16 protein-coding genes and 1 riboswitch are annotated in these 17,294 nt (G+C 43.2%); of the genes, 3 read left to right on the forward strand and 13 right to left on the reverse strand.

The features are described from left to right. Positions 1–23: 23 nt before the first annotated feature. The 9 genes from FD47_RS07175 to FD47_RS07215 all read right to left on the reverse strand — a co-directional run bounded on the left by FD47_RS07175 (position 24) and on the right by FD47_RS07215 (position 7,316). Positions 24–323, reverse strand: a complete 300-nt coding sequence (locus FD47_RS07175) for a BMC domain-containing protein (RefSeq protein ID WP_054734285.1) — start codon at positions 321–323, stop codon at positions 24–26. 11 nt (positions 324–334) lie between these two features. After that, entirely contained in the window at positions 335–961 is a 627-nt protein-coding gene (locus tag FD47_RS07180; protein WP_082402617.1) for a BMC domain-containing protein, read from the reverse strand. Positions 962–975: 14 nt separating this feature from the next. Further along, on the reverse strand, positions 976–1,329 hold the full coding sequence (locus FD47_RS07185) for a glycerol dehydratase reactivase beta/small subunit family protein (protein WP_225352828.1): 354 nt from the start codon (positions 1,327–1,329) through the stop codon (positions 976–978). After that, positions 1,322–3,166: a diol dehydratase reactivase subunit alpha gene (locus tag FD47_RS07190; protein WP_082402614.1), complete on the reverse strand. Its 1,845-nt coding sequence runs from the start codon at positions 3,164–3,166 to the stop codon at positions 1,322–1,324. Before FD47_RS07190 ends, FD47_RS07185 begins: the two co-directional genes overlap by 8 nt. Positions 3,167–3,192: 26 nt before the next feature. After that, complete coding sequence (locus FD47_RS07195; protein WP_054734276.1) at positions 3,193–3,750, reverse strand: diol dehydratase small subunit; 558 nt, start codon at positions 3,748–3,750, stop codon at positions 3,193–3,195. Positions 3,751–3,762: 12 nt separating this feature from the next. Then, positions 3,763–4,485 (reverse strand): propanediol/glycerol family dehydratase medium subunit, encoded by a 723-nt coding sequence (locus tag FD47_RS07200; RefSeq protein ID WP_054734275.1) that lies wholly within the window; start codon positions 4,483–4,485, stop codon positions 3,763–3,765. Positions 4,486–4,502: 17 nt separating this feature from the next. Next, the gene (locus tag FD47_RS07205; RefSeq protein ID WP_054734273.1) at positions 4,503–6,179 is read right to left on the reverse strand and encodes a propanediol/glycerol family dehydratase large subunit; all 1,677 of its coding nucleotides are present in this window, start codon (positions 6,177–6,179) and stop codon (positions 4,503–4,505) included. 27 nt (positions 6,180–6,206) lie between these two features. Continuing rightward, positions 6,207–6,923 carry a propanediol utilization microcompartment protein PduB gene (gene pduB / locus FD47_RS07210; RefSeq protein WP_054734270.1) on the reverse strand — a complete coding sequence of 239 codons (717 nt, stop codon included), beginning with the start codon at positions 6,921–6,923 and terminating at the stop codon, positions 6,207–6,209. Between the two features lie 114 nt (positions 6,924–7,037). Next, entirely contained in the window at positions 7,038–7,316 is a 279-nt protein-coding gene (locus FD47_RS07215) for a BMC domain-containing protein (protein ID WP_054734268.1), read from the reverse strand. A 228-nt stretch (positions 7,317–7,544) separates the two neighbouring features. Between FD47_RS07215 and FD47_RS07220 the strand changes: the two genes are divergently transcribed. From FD47_RS07220 to FD47_RS07230, 3 genes are all read left to right on the forward strand, one after another. After that, positions 7,545–8,606, forward strand: coding sequence for a helix-turn-helix domain-containing protein (locus tag FD47_RS07220; protein ID WP_056980364.1), 1,062 nt, complete (start codon positions 7,545–7,547; stop codon positions 8,604–8,606). 592 nt (positions 8,607–9,198) lie between these two features. Then, complete coding sequence (locus FD47_RS07225) at positions 9,199–9,957, forward strand: glucose 1-dehydrogenase (protein ID WP_054734258.1); 759 nt, start codon at positions 9,199–9,201, stop codon at positions 9,955–9,957. A gap of 95 nt (positions 9,958–10,052) precedes the next feature. Further along, on the forward strand, positions 10,053–11,162 hold the full coding sequence (locus FD47_RS07230; protein ID WP_082402612.1) for a D-2-hydroxyacid dehydrogenase: 1,110 nt from the start codon (positions 10,053–10,055) through the stop codon (positions 11,160–11,162). Between the two features lie 122 nt (positions 11,163–11,284). On the opposite strand, the gene FD47_RS07235 is transcribed toward FD47_RS07230, so the two are convergent. From FD47_RS07235 to FD47_RS07250, 4 genes are all read right to left on the reverse strand, one after another. Next, entirely contained in the window at positions 11,285–12,034 is a 750-nt protein-coding gene (locus FD47_RS07235; protein ID WP_054734255.1) for a DUF4430 domain-containing protein, read from the reverse strand. A gap of 36 nt (positions 12,035–12,070) precedes the next feature. After that, entirely contained in the window at positions 12,071–13,117 is a 1,047-nt protein-coding gene (locus tag FD47_RS07240; protein WP_056980366.1) for a fucose-binding lectin II, read from the reverse strand. Positions 13,118–13,204: 87 nt separating this feature from the next. After that, positions 13,205–15,541: a DUF5776 domain-containing protein gene (locus FD47_RS07245; protein ID WP_056980368.1), complete on the reverse strand. Its 2,337-nt coding sequence runs from the start codon at positions 15,539–15,541 to the stop codon at positions 13,205–13,207. A gap of 205 nt (positions 15,542–15,746) precedes the next feature. Continuing rightward, positions 15,747–15,928: riboswitch (cobalamin riboswitch) on the reverse strand. A gap of 124 nt (positions 15,929–16,052) precedes the next feature. Next, on the reverse strand, positions 16,053–16,760 hold the full coding sequence (locus FD47_RS07250; protein ID WP_054734252.1) for an MIP/aquaporin family protein: 708 nt from the start codon (positions 16,758–16,760) through the stop codon (positions 16,053–16,055). Positions 16,761–17,294: the final 534 nt, after the last annotated feature.

A 17,294-nucleotide genomic window follows, 5' to 3' on the forward strand; every position in this document is an offset into this window, starting at 1 on the left:
CCGGCTCATTCAATATAATTAGATTATTGTTCCTCGGTGCTATCTGAAGCTTGAATCGTTGGTAAAATTGTCTCAACTTCGCTGTGTGGACGAGGAATGACGTACGAGGAAACAACTTCGCCGACATTTTTAGCTGCTTGAAGGCCGGCATCAACGGCAGATTTAACGGCCCCAACATCTCCTCTGATCATAACGGTTACCAATCCAGCACCAATTTTTTCTTGACCGGTCAATTCAACATTGGCGGCTTTTACCATCGCATCTGCTGCTTCAATCGAAGGTACTAATCCTTTAGTTTCAATCATTCCCAAAGCGTTGTTCATTGTTCTTCCTCCTATTTCTTCTTCGATCTATTTTTCTTCTCTAGTTCGGCTTTCTTCTTCAACTCATCATAATGGATGCATTTGTTATGTGGTTCGCCCTTCTTTCGAGGACACTTTGGATCACCACATAAATTACATGTCACCCTATCACCAGGCTTGTCATCATCTGACTCGCCGTCATCTTCCTCATCATCGTCGTCATCACTGGAATGCGTTTCCTGCATTTTCTCCTCTGGCTCTGCCGTTGGTTCTGCGGCGGCCGCTTGAACATTTGAAGATTGATGGTCCGGATGTGGCCCAAACATTGCTGATTCCTTCATTGACCCATCTGGATTGTATTTCTCAGGATTAAAGTTTTGGGGCGCAACGTCACTCGCTCCTGAGGTCCCCAACCCATCCAAGCCTTTGGCAGGACTACCAATTACAAGGCCAGCAACATATTGCTTAGGCAATGTTTGTTTAACCGTTTCCACAGCAACTTTCAGCGCGGCAATGTCACCCGTAAACTCTAGCGTAATCCAACCATTATCGGCATTGCGAATCCTGCTAAGTTTAACGTCACTTGTCTTTAACATGCGATCAGCGGCAACAGTTGCGCTGGACAATCCATTACACTCTACATATCCTAACGCTTCCATAATTTTATCCCCATTCATGATAGTTTCTTAAAGGGTATCCCCTTTACTAACCGAGCGGCATTTGCGCCTAGTCTTCGTAACTGTTGGTCATCATTAATCGTTAGATCAAACAGGGGAGCCTGCTCCGGTAAATTCTTATAATGAACAACATATCGGTTGTTCTCGTAAGCAATTCCTACCGATAATCGAGAAGCCAGTGCCGCTTGATATGCCCTGGAAACAATATTATTGATCGAAATATCCTTGGTGGAAACCGGAATTTGTTCCTCTTCGATCCCATTAAGAATTGGTTTCAAGTGGCTTTGAGACAACGATCCCGTGCCATTTATCCCAATGACAATTGTCGGTTTTTCAAGATTGTCAGCCATTTTGTTGCCCTCTTTCTTCCGCATATCGAAGAACAAGCCCCGTGGCCACCGCATTTCGCGGCCCCATGATTCCTCGAACGTTTCCCCGTCCTGAAACCAGGTTGTAGTGGGCCAGCTCATCCGTTACGAGTTGCGGAATTTCGAAGTCAAGGGCAGAACCGCCGACAATGACGACGAACGGGATATCCCGGATATTCCCTGTTGGGCTCACATATTTGAGAGCCCGAATGGCATTGGTAACAAACACCCGCTTCTTGGCACTTTGTCGAACAAGCTTAATCTTTTCAATGCTCAAATTACCTGTAACTGGTTCATATCCTTCAGGTTTGAGGACAACGATCCGGGCAAACAGCTCAGACGGCAATGGTTGTTCAAAGAACTGAACAGAACCGTCCTCGTGACGCAACTGAAACAGATTTTCAACTTTAGCCAGCGGATATCGCTTGATGTCTTCCGCAAGGTGAATATCCGACAATCCAAGTTCAGAGTTGATAATCATCGTAACCATGTCACCAGCACCAGCAAGATGAATGGCAACGGTTTGGTCCTCTTTATTAATAATCGATGCGTCCGTCGAGCCGGCACCAAAGTCCAGAATAGCAATCGGTTTAGATGTCCCCGGAGTTGTTAGAGCACCACGAATTGCGGATTCAACTTCCGCACCACCAATTTCAACCTTGGTACCTAACTCCTTTTCGATCAGCTTCGCAATCACTTCCATTTGAAGGTGATCGGATTTAACCATTGCGGCAATCCCAACGGCCGACTCATTTGAAAATTCTCCTGCCAGGCCGCCTTTAACTTTAACGGGAACCTGCGTATCAATGGCTAACAAGTCTTGAATGGCAACGTCCTTGTTTTGTTTACCGGTTAAAGTTGCCATTGTTTGGCGAACCTTTTCCAGCATGCCGCCAATATTTGTCCCCGATTCACCAGTAATATCATTAATATGACGGAAGCTGGAAACTTTATTCATGATCGCATCAGCGCCCTTAGAAACACTGACTTCTTCTTTTCCAGTTTCGCCATCAATAATAATCTTGCCCGCAGGAATTACTCTAGCTTTAACGTCGCCGGCCGGCGTCTTAATGACAACCGCAGAACGATTCCCGATGAGTGCCCGTGAAACCGGTACAATATTCTTGGTCTCGTCAGAACTCAAATTGAATAATGTGGCGATTCCGTACGGATTGGCCAATTGAGAAATGACCTGACCAGGTCCGGCAACTTCAACGGCTGCCATCATATTGAGCGGAACCTTTTCGATCATGGCAACTTCATCAACGATCGGAATCTTTTTACTCAACCGATTATCAACAAGTACCGCATCATCATTTTGAAGAATGGCTGCCGATATCTTATATCCGGCTCCAATATAGGCATTTATCAACTTGGCGCAGTTTTCAAAGTCGATTTCTTTGGAAACGACAACAATATAATTTTGATCTTTGTCGCTCTCACCCGCCAAGTCTAAAATCGGGATTGTGACGCCAGCCCCAGTCCCAATTCCACCTGGCGTATCAGGATTATGGCCAATCATGGTTGATTCCGTGACAATCGTTTCCGTGATCGTTTCCATTGCCACGTCTCCGATAACTGGAGTGGCTTCGTTAATTCTAATTAAATCAATATCATCAATTGATAAATTGGCTTTATTCAGAACTTGATTAATTGAATCACGAATGCCAACTAGGTTTTCTCTTGTCCCTTTGATACCTGTTGTTGCAGCTATCCCCGATCCAATAAAGTCAGCCTCCCCACTATCAGAAACATTAGCTAGTGCAACTTCAGTTGACGAATTTCCAATATCAACGCCAATCACTTTTTTCATTGCCATATCTCGACACCCTTTTTCGACTTTTGTTATCTGTCTCCTTTGAGCTTCTTACGACTCCAATAATATTTGGCAGCCTCTTCAAACCATGCGGCACAAATTTTAGCATCGTACTTTGTTCTTAATTCATCCGCAATGCCCAATAATTCTTCTTTCGTTGATCGGTATGGTCGTAATGCGTTATACATTTCCAACAACCGGTCATCGGGAATTTTAGTCAACTCCGCGGCGCGGTCAAAGTTCATCTGTAAGGTTTTACGGCCAGCTGCCCCGGCAACGTCCCCCTGCATTTTCAAGGCTTCTGCGGTAATCCGCAAGTCTTTTCGATCAACGCGATTATTCGCAATATCGTCCAGCGTTACATCGTCCAGCGCTTTTCCTGAAGGGGTTTTAATAATATCTCGGTGCTTTTGATAAAGTGGGTAGTCCTTCACCCCGTATTGCTTACCGTTACTACTGGTACTGCTAGTACTGGTTTTCTCGTTACTCGTACTTGCCTGCGTCGTGCTAGCCGAATTGGTAGTCGCGGTATCAGAATTGTTAACCTGTTTTAAAATATTGGATACTAAATCATTAATATCACTCATCGATACCCCTCCTTATAACGTTACTTGAATTTCTTCAGCTGGCTTGCCAGTCACTACTTGATGGGTCTCACGAATGTGCAAAATTGCTGAAATCGCCTGGAAGTTAGGCCGAGCCATCTGATCATTCGGTTGTGAAACGGGCTCTGGAGAATCCCCCTTGGCGTAACGAGCTGCATTTTTCCCGATTGCTCGAAACATCGCAGCATCAACAACCGGAGCTTCAGGGAACAATTCCAGATTATTTAAAGCTTCCTGGTCCTTCTGGTGAATAATCGCCGTTCCCTTTGACTGAATACCAATTGAAATCCCGGATCCGGACAACTGATCAGCTTCCACAGCCATGAAGGAAACATCGGAGGTATCATAAACTTTAACAACCCTGGCTTTAAGCCCTTCCTCTTCAATTCCGGCAATGACTTGCCGTAGTGCTTCCTTGTGGGAAACCTCTGACTCGGTTTTGGTCAATACGGTCGCAAATGCTGGGGCAACCGCAATCACAATTTCATCCTTGGAGTAACCGGGTTTTGCAGGCCCAATTGGCTGGAACCAAGACGGGTTCTTTTCCAAAACAGCTGTTGTGCTGCCAGAAGAGCTCTCGGAAGCGCTTTCAGAAGTGCCAACACTACTTCCCGTTTGGGCGTTATTCTTCTGGAAATCAATTGGTTTATCAATTTGCGTTTGAGCTAAAACTTCACGGACAATTTTACGAACTAAATCTTCATCAATATCGGCCATAATAATACCTCCTCCCCTTACATATCGAAGTGTTCTGGGTCAATGACTTGCGGAATGTCGGTTACTTTCTTCCATGCTTCCTTGTCATCGTATAGACGATAACCAGTACCTGGTCCTTGATAATCATTCTGCTCATTGACTGCAGATTCAACATTCCAGTCCTTATCAAAGATCGCTGAGGTTTGAAGATAATCGCCAACTACCTTTTGCTTCTGCAGATTAAGAATTGCATCAGCCACGTCGTTAAAGCCACCATCGATTAAAGCTTTGATAACATCAACAGCGGTGATCCCTCTTTCCATCAGATCCTGGGCAGCCTTCATGTCAACAACCTTGTCACGCTTTGGCATGTCTTCATGAACATCGGCATACGCTGCGGCTTCAACTTCTTCATCAGTAATTGTCGGCAATCCTAATCCCTTGAATACAGCTTGCAATGCTTTTGCAGCCTTACGGCGAACGGTAATGGCATCCTCTTCTTTAATTGAGTGGATTCCAAACGACTGACCGTAATCACGTGAAAGAAAATGAATATCATCGTAATCATAAACATCTTCGTTAGAGCCGGCAAAGGTATTATCAGGATTAGGTTCAGCACCGTAACCTGAACAAATAAAGTCAGTACCACCAATAAATTGTCCCATGAACCGCCATGTGCGGCGCATTGAAGAGTGTGAGAACGATTGATCACTACCACTGGCATTTTCCAGGTCGTACATCATGCACAGCAAGTTTTCACCAAGGACTTCCCGCAACCCATTTGGAACGGCCGTTGGAATCGAGATACAGCTTAATGACCCGTTTTGAAGTCCTTGAACCCCGGAAGCCTTTGATAATAAGATGCAGCGAGCTTCAAGGTAAAGCATTGATTTGCCTTCAGGATAACCCATCAAAACTTCTGAACCTGACCCGGATGTGAACCGCATTTTAATGCCTCGGGATGCGTAGCATGATGCTAAGAATCCTTTGGACCACGGCGTATCATCGCCATCAGTAAATGAACGGTCAGTTCCATATACCGAAATTGTTTCGGCATATGACGTTAAGCCGCGCATCCCCAGCTGCAATTCAGTTGATTCATCAACAGAACATTGATGAAGAACGCCTGGGCGCCCAGTTTGTGAGCCAACCAATACCGAAAGGGCGTTAAAAGGCGCGTCACGACTAACAGCGGTTGTCGTTTCCTCTTCAGCGAATCCTCTTAGGGCAGCTTCAGCAGCATCGGCAGCTAATTCAACCGGATTGTCAATGTAGTTGGTAACGTGACATTGATTTGCTGGTTTCCGCCGTTCACGCATCTTCTTGGCACCCATAATCATCTCGCCAAAATCTAGCTGATTAATCACGTCTTGGCCTTTGGCAGGTGTCATCGCAGTCGTATATTTCAGAACTTCTTCATGAGAAACATTGGGATCAATCAGCATCTTAGCGATCTTGGTTGAATCGGTTGCCATGACTTTTTCAGCATTTTCAATGTTAATGCCGTAGTTTGCAATATACATATCGATTAAATCGAAATCGGAACGTTTCTTGCCGTCCATTTCAGTAATAACCCCGTTTTCAACCTTGACGCTTGGTTCAGGGTCATTGGGGCTCTTCATTGCAACGAAGCCTTCTTCAGGCCACTCTTTTACAATGACGTCTTTGTTGATTGAGCGCTGTTCCAGCTTTTCAAATCTTTTCTGACGTTTCATTAATTATTCCTCCTTAAAATAAGAATTTTAATGAATGTAGGAGGGATAGTCATTTTTAGGCTTATCTCCCATTTGTCCTAAGAGCTCTAATCCGCGTTCACGGCCAGCGATAATTGCCTGGCGGACAGCCCCTGATTCGCCACTAATGGTAAGAGTCGCTTCATTGGAAGGGCTACCATTATGACTTGGAGTTGCCAATGCAATTGTTTTAACCCCTGCGGTCTTCAAAGCTGCATCTGCCATCACAATACCGATTGCGGCTGGACATCCGTTCAGAACCCCAAATGCCTTTCCTTCTTCAGCATTTAAACCCTCGCTTAGGCAACCAGCAGCTCGAGCCGTATATTGTAATTCAACGAAACCAGCATCATTACCGTAAACGTCACCAAAGAAATGATGTAAGTTCTCGAATGTGACCTTGATTGCTTGGCGAACATCTGAAGGATCATAACCGCCAATGACGATCATGCATCCTTGGCCACCGCCGCCCTTAGTATCGTTAGTCCATTCAACATCGATAACCTCGGTATTGGTGGATTTAACACCTTCATCCATTGAAAATAATTGTGGACCACCACCAGTACGATCGCTGACGATCCCAATTACTGAATATTTTTTCTTAACGTGCATCTTTTCGAGAAGCTGGGGATCAACGTTAGGAATACAGATACCAATCGTATCCCCAGCCTTATCAGCACCAACAAACTCCGGCGCAACGCTGGTGGAATTCAAAAAATCAATCATAGGACTGCCTCCTAGTATTTTTTCACGGAGAGTTTTCAATCGTAACGGTTCTTATTACTAAAAAAGGTTCTTATTTGTCCTCCACTCAAACAAAATAAGAACCAATTTCAATGATTATTCTTTGTGTGGAAGAATCTTCTCAACATCTGTGTGCGGACGCGGAATGACGTAGCTAGAGATAACCTCGCCAACATTTCCTGCGGCTTGAACTCCTGCATCAACAGCTGCCTTTACAGCTCCAACATCGCCACGAACCATGGCTGTTACAAGACCTGCGCCAATTTTCTGTTGGCCAATTAGGGCAACGTTCGCAGCTTTAACCATCGCATCTGCTGCTTCGATTGAAGGGACTAAGCCCCGTGTTTCAATCATTCCAAGTGCTTCTTGTTCCATAAAGAAAGCCTCCTAAAGTCATATTGTGCGGCGCTTGTAAGCGCTTGCTTTTTAATACATGCTTATTATATAACAAGTGATTCTGATTTTCTTGATAATGTTTAGCAGCAAATTATGGTATTTTACAAAATATTATATTTTTTTATTACACATATTTGATTTTTGTCAATATTTAGGCTACTGTGTACTCATTAACAAAGCCAGTGAGATATAAAAGGAGATTTTTTTATGAACTTTACTTCACAAGAAACTCACTACATCCGAATCAAGCGAATTCTATCTTTGTTTTTCCAACTGACGAAGACCCATCTTTCCTTTATTGACAGCACATTACACCTGGTAACGAGTGACGGTCTTTTCTTAGATTCCAAGAAGGTTGATACCTTCTTTTACAAAAAAAGTCCGTCATTATTTTTTCCACTCATCACCAATGATCAATTTAATGGCATGTTCATCGCAAGCAAGAACAACATTCCTGTAAGCGCCACTTCTTTGCATCAAGATGCTCTCCAAAATATTTCAACCAGCGTTCTGGATGCTTACTATCAAAAAATCGCCATTCTTTCGCCATTGACCAAAGAAGACTTGGAAAAGGGCGGTCAACTGTTGAACCTGCTCACCTCTGGCTTTTCAGCCAGGATTGACCCAGATGTCCATAAATTCAAACCCTCAATTGATCTCGACGGTAACGAAGGAATTAATAATATTGACATCGCATTATCCTATATTGAACAAAATATTGATCAGAAACTCACACTTGTGAACGTTTCAAAAAATTCATACCTATCCCCTGCCTACCTGAGCCGATTATTCAAAGAATACTTTAAAATCAACTTTTCTAACTATATTCGAACCCGAAAAATTGCCCTTGCTCAAAAACAACTCATCTCAACTGACGAACCGATCGACAAGATTTCAAAATCGATTGGATTTGCCCGGGCGAACTACTTTAACAAAGTGTTCAAGGAAACCACAAATCTCACCCCACTCCAGTTTAGAAAGCGCTACAACGGCGCAAAAAAGGTCTATACGATTCCCCGAGAATTGGAATGGAACGAGAATCTTTCCGTTTATGCCGTCTCACATCACTTCTTTCAAAAACAAGGGGTTATTTTAAAAGAGCAGAGCATTAACGGCTACCCCTGCATCATGTCAATTGATGGTCTTTCTTCCCTCAACAATGCCAACGGTTGGATTTATTTAATTGACGGCGTTCAACCACAAATCTTACCAAGTGAGACCTACGTGAAGGATAAGTCTGTTATTCAATGGATTTACGTCAACATTTAATTGGCCTGGAAAATCCCTGATTCTATAAACCAGGTCGCCAAAACAACGTCCAAGAGGTTGTCGCTTGACCAGAAATTTTGTGTACTCTTAAACAATTTAAAGAGCAGCTTCTTAAAAAGATTTTTGAAAAATCACAAGATATTGTAAAATCACAAGATGAAATGTTTTTTGAATTCCTGCCGGAATAACTACCAAGGCGAGTGTCTTACAAGCACCGTTGACTTCAAGTAACAACGATCACCATCCCGATAGTCATTATTGAGATTTGAACGAAACTACAAATGAAATAACGCATAGACTACCCATCTGATCTGTCGATTGGATGATTTAGAATTTGTTCATTAATGCATTATTGAGTCTTAACTGTGAAATGAATCATGAATCCCGTTAGAAACGCGATTCATGATTTTTTTGCACCCGTTGAAGTTAAATAATGGCAATATTTATTGATGACAATAAAAAAAGAGCATTTATAAATATTTTGTATTAATTTCACAAGAAAGGGGTTTTCGTCAAAATGAAAGCGCTTTACACGCTTTAAAACTGTGCTTTATAATACCTTTGTAACAAACTTTGGAATGGAGGCTTTATAATGGGACGCTTGCAAGGTAAGGTTGCATTAGTTACTGGTGGATCAAAAGGAATCGGCAAAGCCATTGTTGAACGTTTCGCCGAAGAAGGCGCTAAAGTCGTATTTACGGCAATTGAAAAAGAAGCTGGCGACGCTTTAGAAAAAGAATTAATTCCCGATCGCCTTGTATTTATGCAACAAGATGTTTCAAAAAAAGAAGACTGGGATCGCATTATCAACGCAACGATTAGCAAATTTGGAAAAATTAATATCATTGTGAACAATGCTGGAATTGGTGTATTCTCCAACATCGAGAAAATGGATGAAAAGAATTGGAATGCCACGATTGGCGTTAACCTTACTGGGACAATGTGGGGCGTCAAATATGGTATTCAAGCAATGAAGAACAACCACGAAAAGAATTCAATCATTAATCTTTGCTCAGTTGAAGGTTTAATTGGCGATCCTGATTTACTTGCTTACAATGCATCAAAAGGCGGTGTTCGTCTGTTAACTAAGTCTGCGGCGCTACATTGTGCCCGTGAAGGCTACGATATCCGGATTAATTCCGTTCACCCAGGCTATGTTGACACGCCACTGGTTGCAAATCTTGAAAAGACGGATCCAAAGGTTGCCGATCACCTCGTTTCACTACATCCAATGGGTCGTTTGGCTAAACCGATCGAAGTCGCAAATATGTCGTTGTTCCTCGCATCTGATGAATCATCATTTAGTACCGGTTCTGAGTTCATCGTCGACGGCGGTTACACGGCACAATAATACGTTTCAATAAGGCATAATGTTAATTTTCTGATTTAGGATTATGCTCTTTTTTGATTTAATAGTGATCGAACAATAGAAATGAGGAACTTTCAATGCCAGATGTAAATGAAGATTTAATTAGAGAGGTCGTTAAACAGGTCCTCGCTGAATCCAAATCTCAATCAAAATCGAGCCCCGCTAAGACGCCAACTTCAAATGGCAAAAAACGAATCTTTGCCTTTAGCATCCGCAAAGATGAAGAACCATACGTTAAAGAATGGGCTGGCAAGCACCCCGATATTGAGGTTGGATACACAGATGAACTACTATCCCCTCAAACTGCAAAGTATGCCAAGGGGGCGGATGGCGCCGTTGTTTACCAACAATTATCATACACGGCGGATACCCTCCAAGCACTTGCTGATCAGGGTGTGACTAAGATGTCGCTTCGAAATGTTGGTGTGGATAACATCGACATGGATAAAGCAAAGGAGTTAGGTTTCCAAATTACCAACGTCCCGGTTTATTCCCCGAACGCAATTGCTGAACACGCCGCCATCCAAACTGCCAGAATTCTCCGTCAATCTAAGGTCTTGGACAAAAAGGTTGAAAGTGGGGATCTTCGGTGGGCACCAACGATTGGCCGCGAAGTTCGGGACCAAACCGTTGGGGTTATTGGAACCGGTCATATTGGGCGCGTATTTATGCAGATTATGGAGGGCTTTGGCGCTAAGGTAATCGCTTTTGATCCATTTGAAAACCCGGAATTAAAGCGCAAAGGCTATTACGTTAACACCTTAGACGAGCTCTACGCGCAATCTGATGTTATCTCGCTTCACGTCCCTGCCACCAAAGATAACAATCACATGATCAATACTCAGTCCATTGCGAAAATGAAAGATGACGTTGTTCTAGTTAACTGCTCAAGGGGCCCATTAGTTGATACGGATGCCGTCATTAAAGCACTCGACAGCGGTAAAGTCTTTGGCTTCGTGATGGATACGTATGAAGACGAAGTTGGGATTTTTAATGAAGATTGGAAGGGAAAGGCCTTCCCAGACAAACGTCTCGAAAACTTGATTCATCGTTCAAACGTTCTGGTAACACCTCACACTGCCTTTTACACCACCCATGCAGTTAAAAATATGGTACTGAAGGCATTCGACAATAATCTGGCGTTAATTAGCGGTCAACCAGCTGAGACACCAGTAAAGGTTGAGTAATTATACTTGCACGTGATATTTCCAAATATTAATACCAAAGTTAATAGGCCACCAGCAAAATCAAAGTTCCAGGATTTTACTGATGGCCTATTTTTTAAATCACTCGCAACATCAACCCAGCGCTAATACCCCTTCGTCGTAAAGTACCAACGAACGTTATCACCGCTCTTGAGCTTGGTTAAGTTTGCAGCGTGGTCAATAAACTTCTTGTTAACGCTGAACATCCAACCGGAGCCGGCCTTAACGTCATTTTCTTTGAGGCCGTTAATGCCGTTCACGTAAACGGATGGGCCCGGAATATAACTGATCTTCAGGTTCGTTTGCTTTAAAATTGAAAACGCGTTGGCGCCTTTTTTAACGCGCATGTTCTTGGAATAGAAAACTTTTTTATACCCGTCAACCGTTAAATGAATTTGAATTGTATTCTTAGCACTAGGCGACTTTTTAGCCCCATGATGCGTATCCTTAACCACCTTGGTTTCTGCCTTGTGATTAATTTTACCCAGCTTATCAGATTTAGGGGTGTCTGACTGCTTACTTTTAGCGGCCTTATTAGAACTTGCCTTTGCACTGGATCCGGTCGCCTGATTAGGGCTCGTGCTTGACTGGGAACTAGCAGCTTGACGCTTGTTCGCCGTCTTTTGAGCCCGCTTATCTGTTTTCGACTTTGCTTTGCTGTCACCCTTCGCTTTTTGATGGTGGCTGGACTGCTTGGGATTACTTGAGCTAGTCGAACTTGAACTCGAAGCAGTCGCTTGTTTAGAAGTCGTCGGCTTAGGGGCTGCGTTTCTCGATGAAATCACCTGTTGGGCACCAAAAGCGATTCCGATTGTAAGAATGAACGCAAGAATGAAGCCAATTGCTTTTTTCATATCGTCTTGTCACCTCTCATTTTAAGTGTTTACCGATTAATTGATAGTATAAACCGAACGATTCTTTAAAGCAGCTTTATAAGCGGCAACCGCTAAGTTGACCTGCCCGACACCATAGAGCTGGGTAGCTGCGTTTTTAATTGAACCGGATTTGTTAACATAAGTCAGCATTGCATAGAGTGGCGTCCTAGTTTGACTTACTTTCATCGCAGCGTTATTCACATATTTCTTCATGCCGGAATCGTTTGATAAGGCAATGATTGCTTCGGCAGTTGAATTGGCATTTGGCGTTGTTTTGCCATTAAACGTGTAGCCAAAGGCACCGCTGGGCTGCGCTATCCCAGCTAGAAATTTTTGGCCTTTCAGCATGCTGGTCTTAACGTTAGTTGTATGAACATTCCCTCGAGCCAGGCCAGTGAGAACCATGCTGGTTGTGTCGGCATCCTTGGCCCCTTGCTGATTATTATACGTCCAACCGTGATTATTTAATTGGGATTTCACTAGGCGAGCGCTTAAACTTGCTTTGCTAAACTTTGCTCCCTTCGGCTGCTTGAACTTTGAACTCATCGAAACGGCAATCAGCACTTGAGACTGGGCACTCACCGTCTGTTTCGAGATGCTTGTCTTGTACAACTTGGTTACCAGATTGATTCCTTTCTTGTGGCCATATGGCTTATAATTTCGAGCATTCAGCCCCATCGCCTGAACGGCCATCACGGCATTAGCCATCATTGCAGCCGGGGTCGTTTTTTTAATCACCAGATTTTTTCGCAATAACGTTTTTTCCTTGGTAGTAAATTTATAACCGTTTCCCTTGAGCCCTAACAGGAAGTCAGAGTACCCAGCGGCCGCACCGGTATCAGGATTGAGTTTCTTACTAAAAATATCACTAGTTTGATCGGAAAGCCCGGTCTTGTTTTCTTTAATCATCTTTTTGGCATAGGAGTAGGTCCGGGCAACCCGGTTGTGAATGGTGCTGGTACTAGCTTTCTTAATCGATGCAGCGTTGGTAGTCGTTGAGAGCGTTAAAGTGGCAACGACCAAAGTGGCAGAAGCCAAAATTGATTTCATATATTGATTCATAATTGTGATCTCCTTAGATAACGCATAAAAGTGGCTGGGGTTTTCGTTTTCCCCAACCACTTTGATATTTGATTGTCAGATGCAGAGTTACTTATTGTAGGTCATCGAAATTTGATCCCCATCTTTTAGAATGTAGGCGCCCATCGATGAACCAGGTTCGGTGCCATTAATTGAATAGAGCCATCCGGTCATTGTCCCGGCTGGACCGGCAATGTAACCACTAATTCCGGTAACGTATGCGGTAGCCCCCGATCCTTTATAAGTTAAAGTCAATCCTTGTTGCTGGGCAAATGCCTGCAAGGCATCAAATGCGCTGGCTCCACTGTTAACCTTGATGCTGCCACTCGCAAGGGTCGCCCCATCAGCGTGAATACTAATAGTGGTTGTGATGGCTTTAGCATCGTTTGATGACGTAACCGGATTTGTGGGTGTCACTGGCAAAGTTGGCGTGGCACTAGGTGAATTAGTGGTAGCTGTTGTCCCCGTCGTTGTTGGCTTAGAATTCGTATTGGTTGTCGTAGTCGTTGTCGTCGACCCTGAGTTAGTTGATGGGTTACTCGTTGTGGTTCCTGTGGTTGTGGCAGCAGGTGTACTTGGCCGAGTATTTTGGGAGCTCTTTTTGATCTTAGTAGCCAAGATGAGCTTCTTGTTAGCGGTGATGTAGTGGCCGTTTGTAAGTTGCATCCGGTTGGAACGCCCATAGTTAACAACTTTTTTGACATTTAATGACGCATTCTTTTTAACATGGCGCTTTTTGCTCGTTAAGTTAACCTTACCATACTCGTTGATTCCCTTAGGATTGATAACTTTAATGCGGGTCACCTTTGCGGAATAGTAGGCATGGGCAAAATACTTCGAACCGGAAAGCGTGTAACCGGTTTTGCCAGAGTTCATATCCTTTACTCGGTAGATCGCATGACCCTGTTTGTTCGTCCGCTGACTGATGACCAGGAACATTGGGCGGTTAATCCGGGCACGTTTATTATATGTTTTCGAAAGGTTTGATTTAGTGAAATTAGTGTTCTTATATAATTTAACAGTCGTCAATGCGTAAACAACCGGTTGTTTAGCTTGCGCAGCCTTCTTGGCTGGCTTCTTAGTAACAGTTGTTGTCGTCGTTGGCGCACTGCCGGACGATGAAGTTGTTGGTGTTGAGGTGCTCGAGGACCTGGCAGAACTATTAACAACAGTCGTGTAATTGTTCGTCACCGTAGTAGCTGGCGTTGTTGGTGTCGTTGGAACTGCCGTGTGCGAAGCGTTCACATTGTTAACAGCCGTAACGCCATCTGCTTGATCGGCAATTGCGGCACTACTAGTGGTATCGGCATTTATTTTGCTTACATAAGTGGCCAAAACTTGGTCAACCAAGTTAAGCGCATCGTTTTTAGCAGCCGCCGTTGCTTGAGAATCATTAATGATGGCTTGCTTTCTGGCGGTTGCAGCTGCCTTAAAACTTGCAAGTGTACCGGGCTTTGCTGCGGCGTTTTGATCAAATGCAAAGATGGAACCTTTGCCACCGTCGTGGGTGAATTTGGCTTGCTGAAGCGTATAAGTTCCTTGTTGAATCAGCATGTAGAAACCGTCTGGAGAGGTTACATTTTGATCAAGTAAGTTCTGTACTGGTGACTTATAATCCGCTTCCCCGTTAAGAGGAGAATAAACGTCGACACCCGCAGCCGCTAAACCGTTAACCATGGTGATATCATTGTACTCATCATCGTTTATGTTCTGTGAATCATTTGAAAAGCCGCCATTTTTTTGATAATAAGTGTTAGTGATTCCAGTCACAGCTTCACTTATGGCCGTCTTAACTCCGGGCAAATTTTCATTCATGGATAACCCTAATAATATTCGGCCATCGATATCGATTGGACTATACTTCGTATTCCACAAATGTGTTTTAGAATCCTGAATTGATAGTAACTTTTCAACTAATGAGATCCGTGCCTGTTCACTAGCCGATCCGTAGTTTCCTGTGCTCAGCGCCTCTAAATCATTAGCAATATTTATTAAATCGCGATAGTCGGTTGGATCAATGTTTGGATCATTAATAATTTCTGGTACCAGATTTTTAGTATTAACTCTCGTAGGATCTTTTCCGATTGCCCTTAAACCATTGACAGCGGCAACGTTACCAATGCTACTACCAACAGGCTCTTTCCCACTAATAAACGGATTATTGGTAATTACATTATTATAAAAGTTCTGTGCTTGTGCATCTGTCAGCCCACTGTTACTAAACGCTAAAATGGATGCATCCCAACTATCCAAAGTTGTTTTATTGGACGTATAATTAACCCCAATACTGATCGCTGAATCAACATCCGAAGCAGTATCAGCCTTAACCTGACTATCACCTGCGAAAAATAACAGGAACACCCCCATTAAGAGTGCGAACCAAGAAATAAATTGCTTTTTCTTCATGAATAAACTCTCCCCTATAATGAATCAAATATTGTCAAACGCAAAGTATCGCTAAGCTAGCCAACTTTTGACACCACAAAAAAAGCCTAGCTAGTCTATCTAGCTAGAGCCAATTTTCATCATTAATAACTAACGTCCGACAATTTTGAGCAGAGAAATCCCCGGAAAGTCTATTATTAATTGACAAAGTCGACCCTAAGAAGCTTTGCAATCAGCATAATAAACGTCTCCTGACTTGACCTCATCCCAGAATTGTCCTCTTCCCAGTTTTACCCAGTGAGTGGTGACAATCTGATCGATCTTACAGTAGCGAAGGGGCTGTAAAGGCTTTTCACCTTTTTCCGGATTATTATACTTCTTAACATCGCTGATTATAGCATTTTGTGAAATCGTTTACAATACCGTCAACAATCAAGGTGCTGAATTTGAAGTAGTGATTAATAAAAATGACAAAAATGTTAATTCCACCTAAGAAATTATGATTAGCTTAGGCTTTTTCATTCCAAGTTGATCACTTCAATATAAACTGCAACCCCGCTGCCGCAATCCCACCGATCAGCGGGCCAAACATCGGCACCCATGCATATCCCCATTCAGCGCTTCCTTTATTGGGAACTGGCAAAATGGTATACGCAAGTCGTGGTCCCCAATCACGGGCGGGGTTGATCGCAAACCCGGTCGTGGTTCCCAAGCCCGCACCGATCACCAATATCAATGTGCCAACAATGAACGGTTTCATCCCCTGGGTGAAGTCCCCCAAATTTAACAAGATAAAGATGAATGCAAAGGTAGCAATGACTTCTGATAGGAAGTTAAATAGTGGCGATTTAATGGCTGGTTGGGTCGCAAAGATCCCCACCTTATTACCGGATTTTTCATCGGGAGTTGCCTTGAAATGGGGTCTAAATTGAATAATAACTAACGCTGCGCCGACAAAAGCGCCTAAAAATTGCCCAATTAAATAGGGCATCACCTGATCCCACGGGAAGAAACCGAATAGTGCGTAACCGATTGTCACCGCTGGGTTCAGGTGCCCAAGCGACCCTAAAGATCCCGCAACGTAAACACCCATCGTCACCGCCAATCCCCAAGAAACGCAGATAAACAACCAGTCTGCACCCTTGGCATAGGATTGGTTAAGGTTAAAACCCGCACTCGTCCCTGCTCCTAATAAAATCAAAATCATCGTCCCAAAAAACTCACCAATGAAACCATGCATGTGAAAGCACCTTCTCCTCTATGTTTATAAATGTCCTTATTAAGGATAGCATAGGTTCACGACGCATTCACGATATTTCGGAAAGCGCTATCATATCGCATCAAATAACAAAATTTGATTTAAAAAACCGGCAATTGTCAACCTCCTTGACAACTAATATATCTGTTAGCTGTTTATTAAGCATAAACTGTATCCAGATACTCTAGAATTTCGGGCCCATAATAACAATTGAATTATTTAATTCAGCAATTATCGCTATTGATCGACGAATTGGAAGCTTTGCGGCACCGCATTCACAATTTATGAAAGCGTTGACAAATATATCAGTTTCCAATATACTATTAATGCTGCTAATTAGTATATTAATAACTTAGTTTTTATTTCTAGGAGGAGATTCGTTTGACAGCTGACTTACTTTCACTACTGTGGGTCGTTATTGGGATTGGCATCTTAGTATTCATGATTGCCAAGCTTAAAATCCACAATATTCTGGCATTATTAATTTCCCTCAATTGTCAAGTTAAGTGCAACACT

The organism is Lentilactobacillus parafarraginis DSM 18390 = JCM 14109 (genome assembly GCF_001435895.1).
In the GTDB taxonomy this organism is placed as follows: domain Bacteria; phylum Bacillota; class Bacilli; order Lactobacillales; family Lactobacillaceae; genus Lentilactobacillus; species Lentilactobacillus parafarraginis.

What these genes read in the sequence shown, in the direction of transcription:
- FD47_RS07240 (WP_056980366.1), bottom strand. Translation starts at nt 13,117, where the DNA reads ATGAATCAATATATGAAATCAATTTTGGCTTCTGCCACTTTGGTCGTT.
- FD47_RS07195 (WP_054734276.1), bottom strand. Translation starts at nt 3,750, where the DNA reads ATGAGTGATATTAATGATTTAGTATCCAATATTTTAAAACAGGTTAAC.
- FD47_RS07225 (WP_054734258.1), top strand. Translation starts at nt 9,199, where the DNA reads ATGGGACGCTTGCAAGGTAAGGTTGCATTAGTTACTGGTGGATCAAAA.
- FD47_RS07250 (WP_054734252.1), bottom strand. Translation starts at nt 16,760, where the DNA reads ATGCATGGTTTCATTGGTGAGTTTTTTGGGACGATGATTTTGATTTTA.
- FD47_RS07180 (WP_082402617.1), bottom strand. Translation starts at nt 961, where the DNA reads ATGGAAGCGTTAGGATATGTAGAGTGTAATGGATTGTCCAGCGCAACT.
- FD47_RS07245 (WP_056980368.1), bottom strand. Translation starts at nt 15,541, where the DNA reads ATGAAGAAAAAGCAATTTATTTCTTGGTTCGCACTCTTAATGGGGGTG.
- FD47_RS07200 (WP_054734275.1), bottom strand. Translation starts at nt 4,485, where the DNA reads ATGGCCGATATTGATGAAGATTTAGTTCGTAAAATTGTCCGTGAAGTT.
- FD47_RS07190 (WP_082402614.1), bottom strand. Translation starts at nt 3,166, where the DNA reads ATGGCAATGAAAAAAGTGATTGGCGTTGATATTGGAAATTCGTCAACT.
- FD47_RS07220 (WP_056980364.1), top strand. Translation starts at nt 7,545, where the DNA reads ATGAACTTTACTTCACAAGAAACTCACTACATCCGAATCAAGCGAATT.
- FD47_RS07230 (WP_082402612.1), top strand. Translation starts at nt 10,053, where the DNA reads ATGCCAGATGTAAATGAAGATTTAATTAGAGAGGTCGTTAAACAGGTC.
- pduB (WP_054734270.1), bottom strand. Translation starts at nt 6,923, where the DNA reads ATGATTGATTTTTTGAATTCCACCAGCGTTGCGCCGGAGTTTGTTGGT.
- FD47_RS07215 (WP_054734268.1), bottom strand. Translation starts at nt 7,316, where the DNA reads ATGGAACAAGAAGCACTTGGAATGATTGAAACACGGGGCTTAGTCCCT.
- FD47_RS07175 (WP_054734285.1), bottom strand. Translation starts at nt 323, where the DNA reads ATGAACAACGCTTTGGGAATGATTGAAACTAAAGGATTAGTACCTTCG.
- FD47_RS07185 (WP_225352828.1), bottom strand. Translation starts at nt 1,329, where the DNA reads ATGGCTGACAATCTTGAAAAACCGACAATTGTCATTGGGATAAATGGC.
- FD47_RS07205 (WP_054734273.1), bottom strand. Translation starts at nt 6,179, where the DNA reads ATGAAACGTCAGAAAAGATTTGAAAAGCTGGAACAGCGCTCAATCAAC.
- FD47_RS07235 (WP_054734255.1), bottom strand. Translation starts at nt 12,034, where the DNA reads ATGAAAAAAGCAATTGGCTTCATTCTTGCGTTCATTCTTACAATCGGA.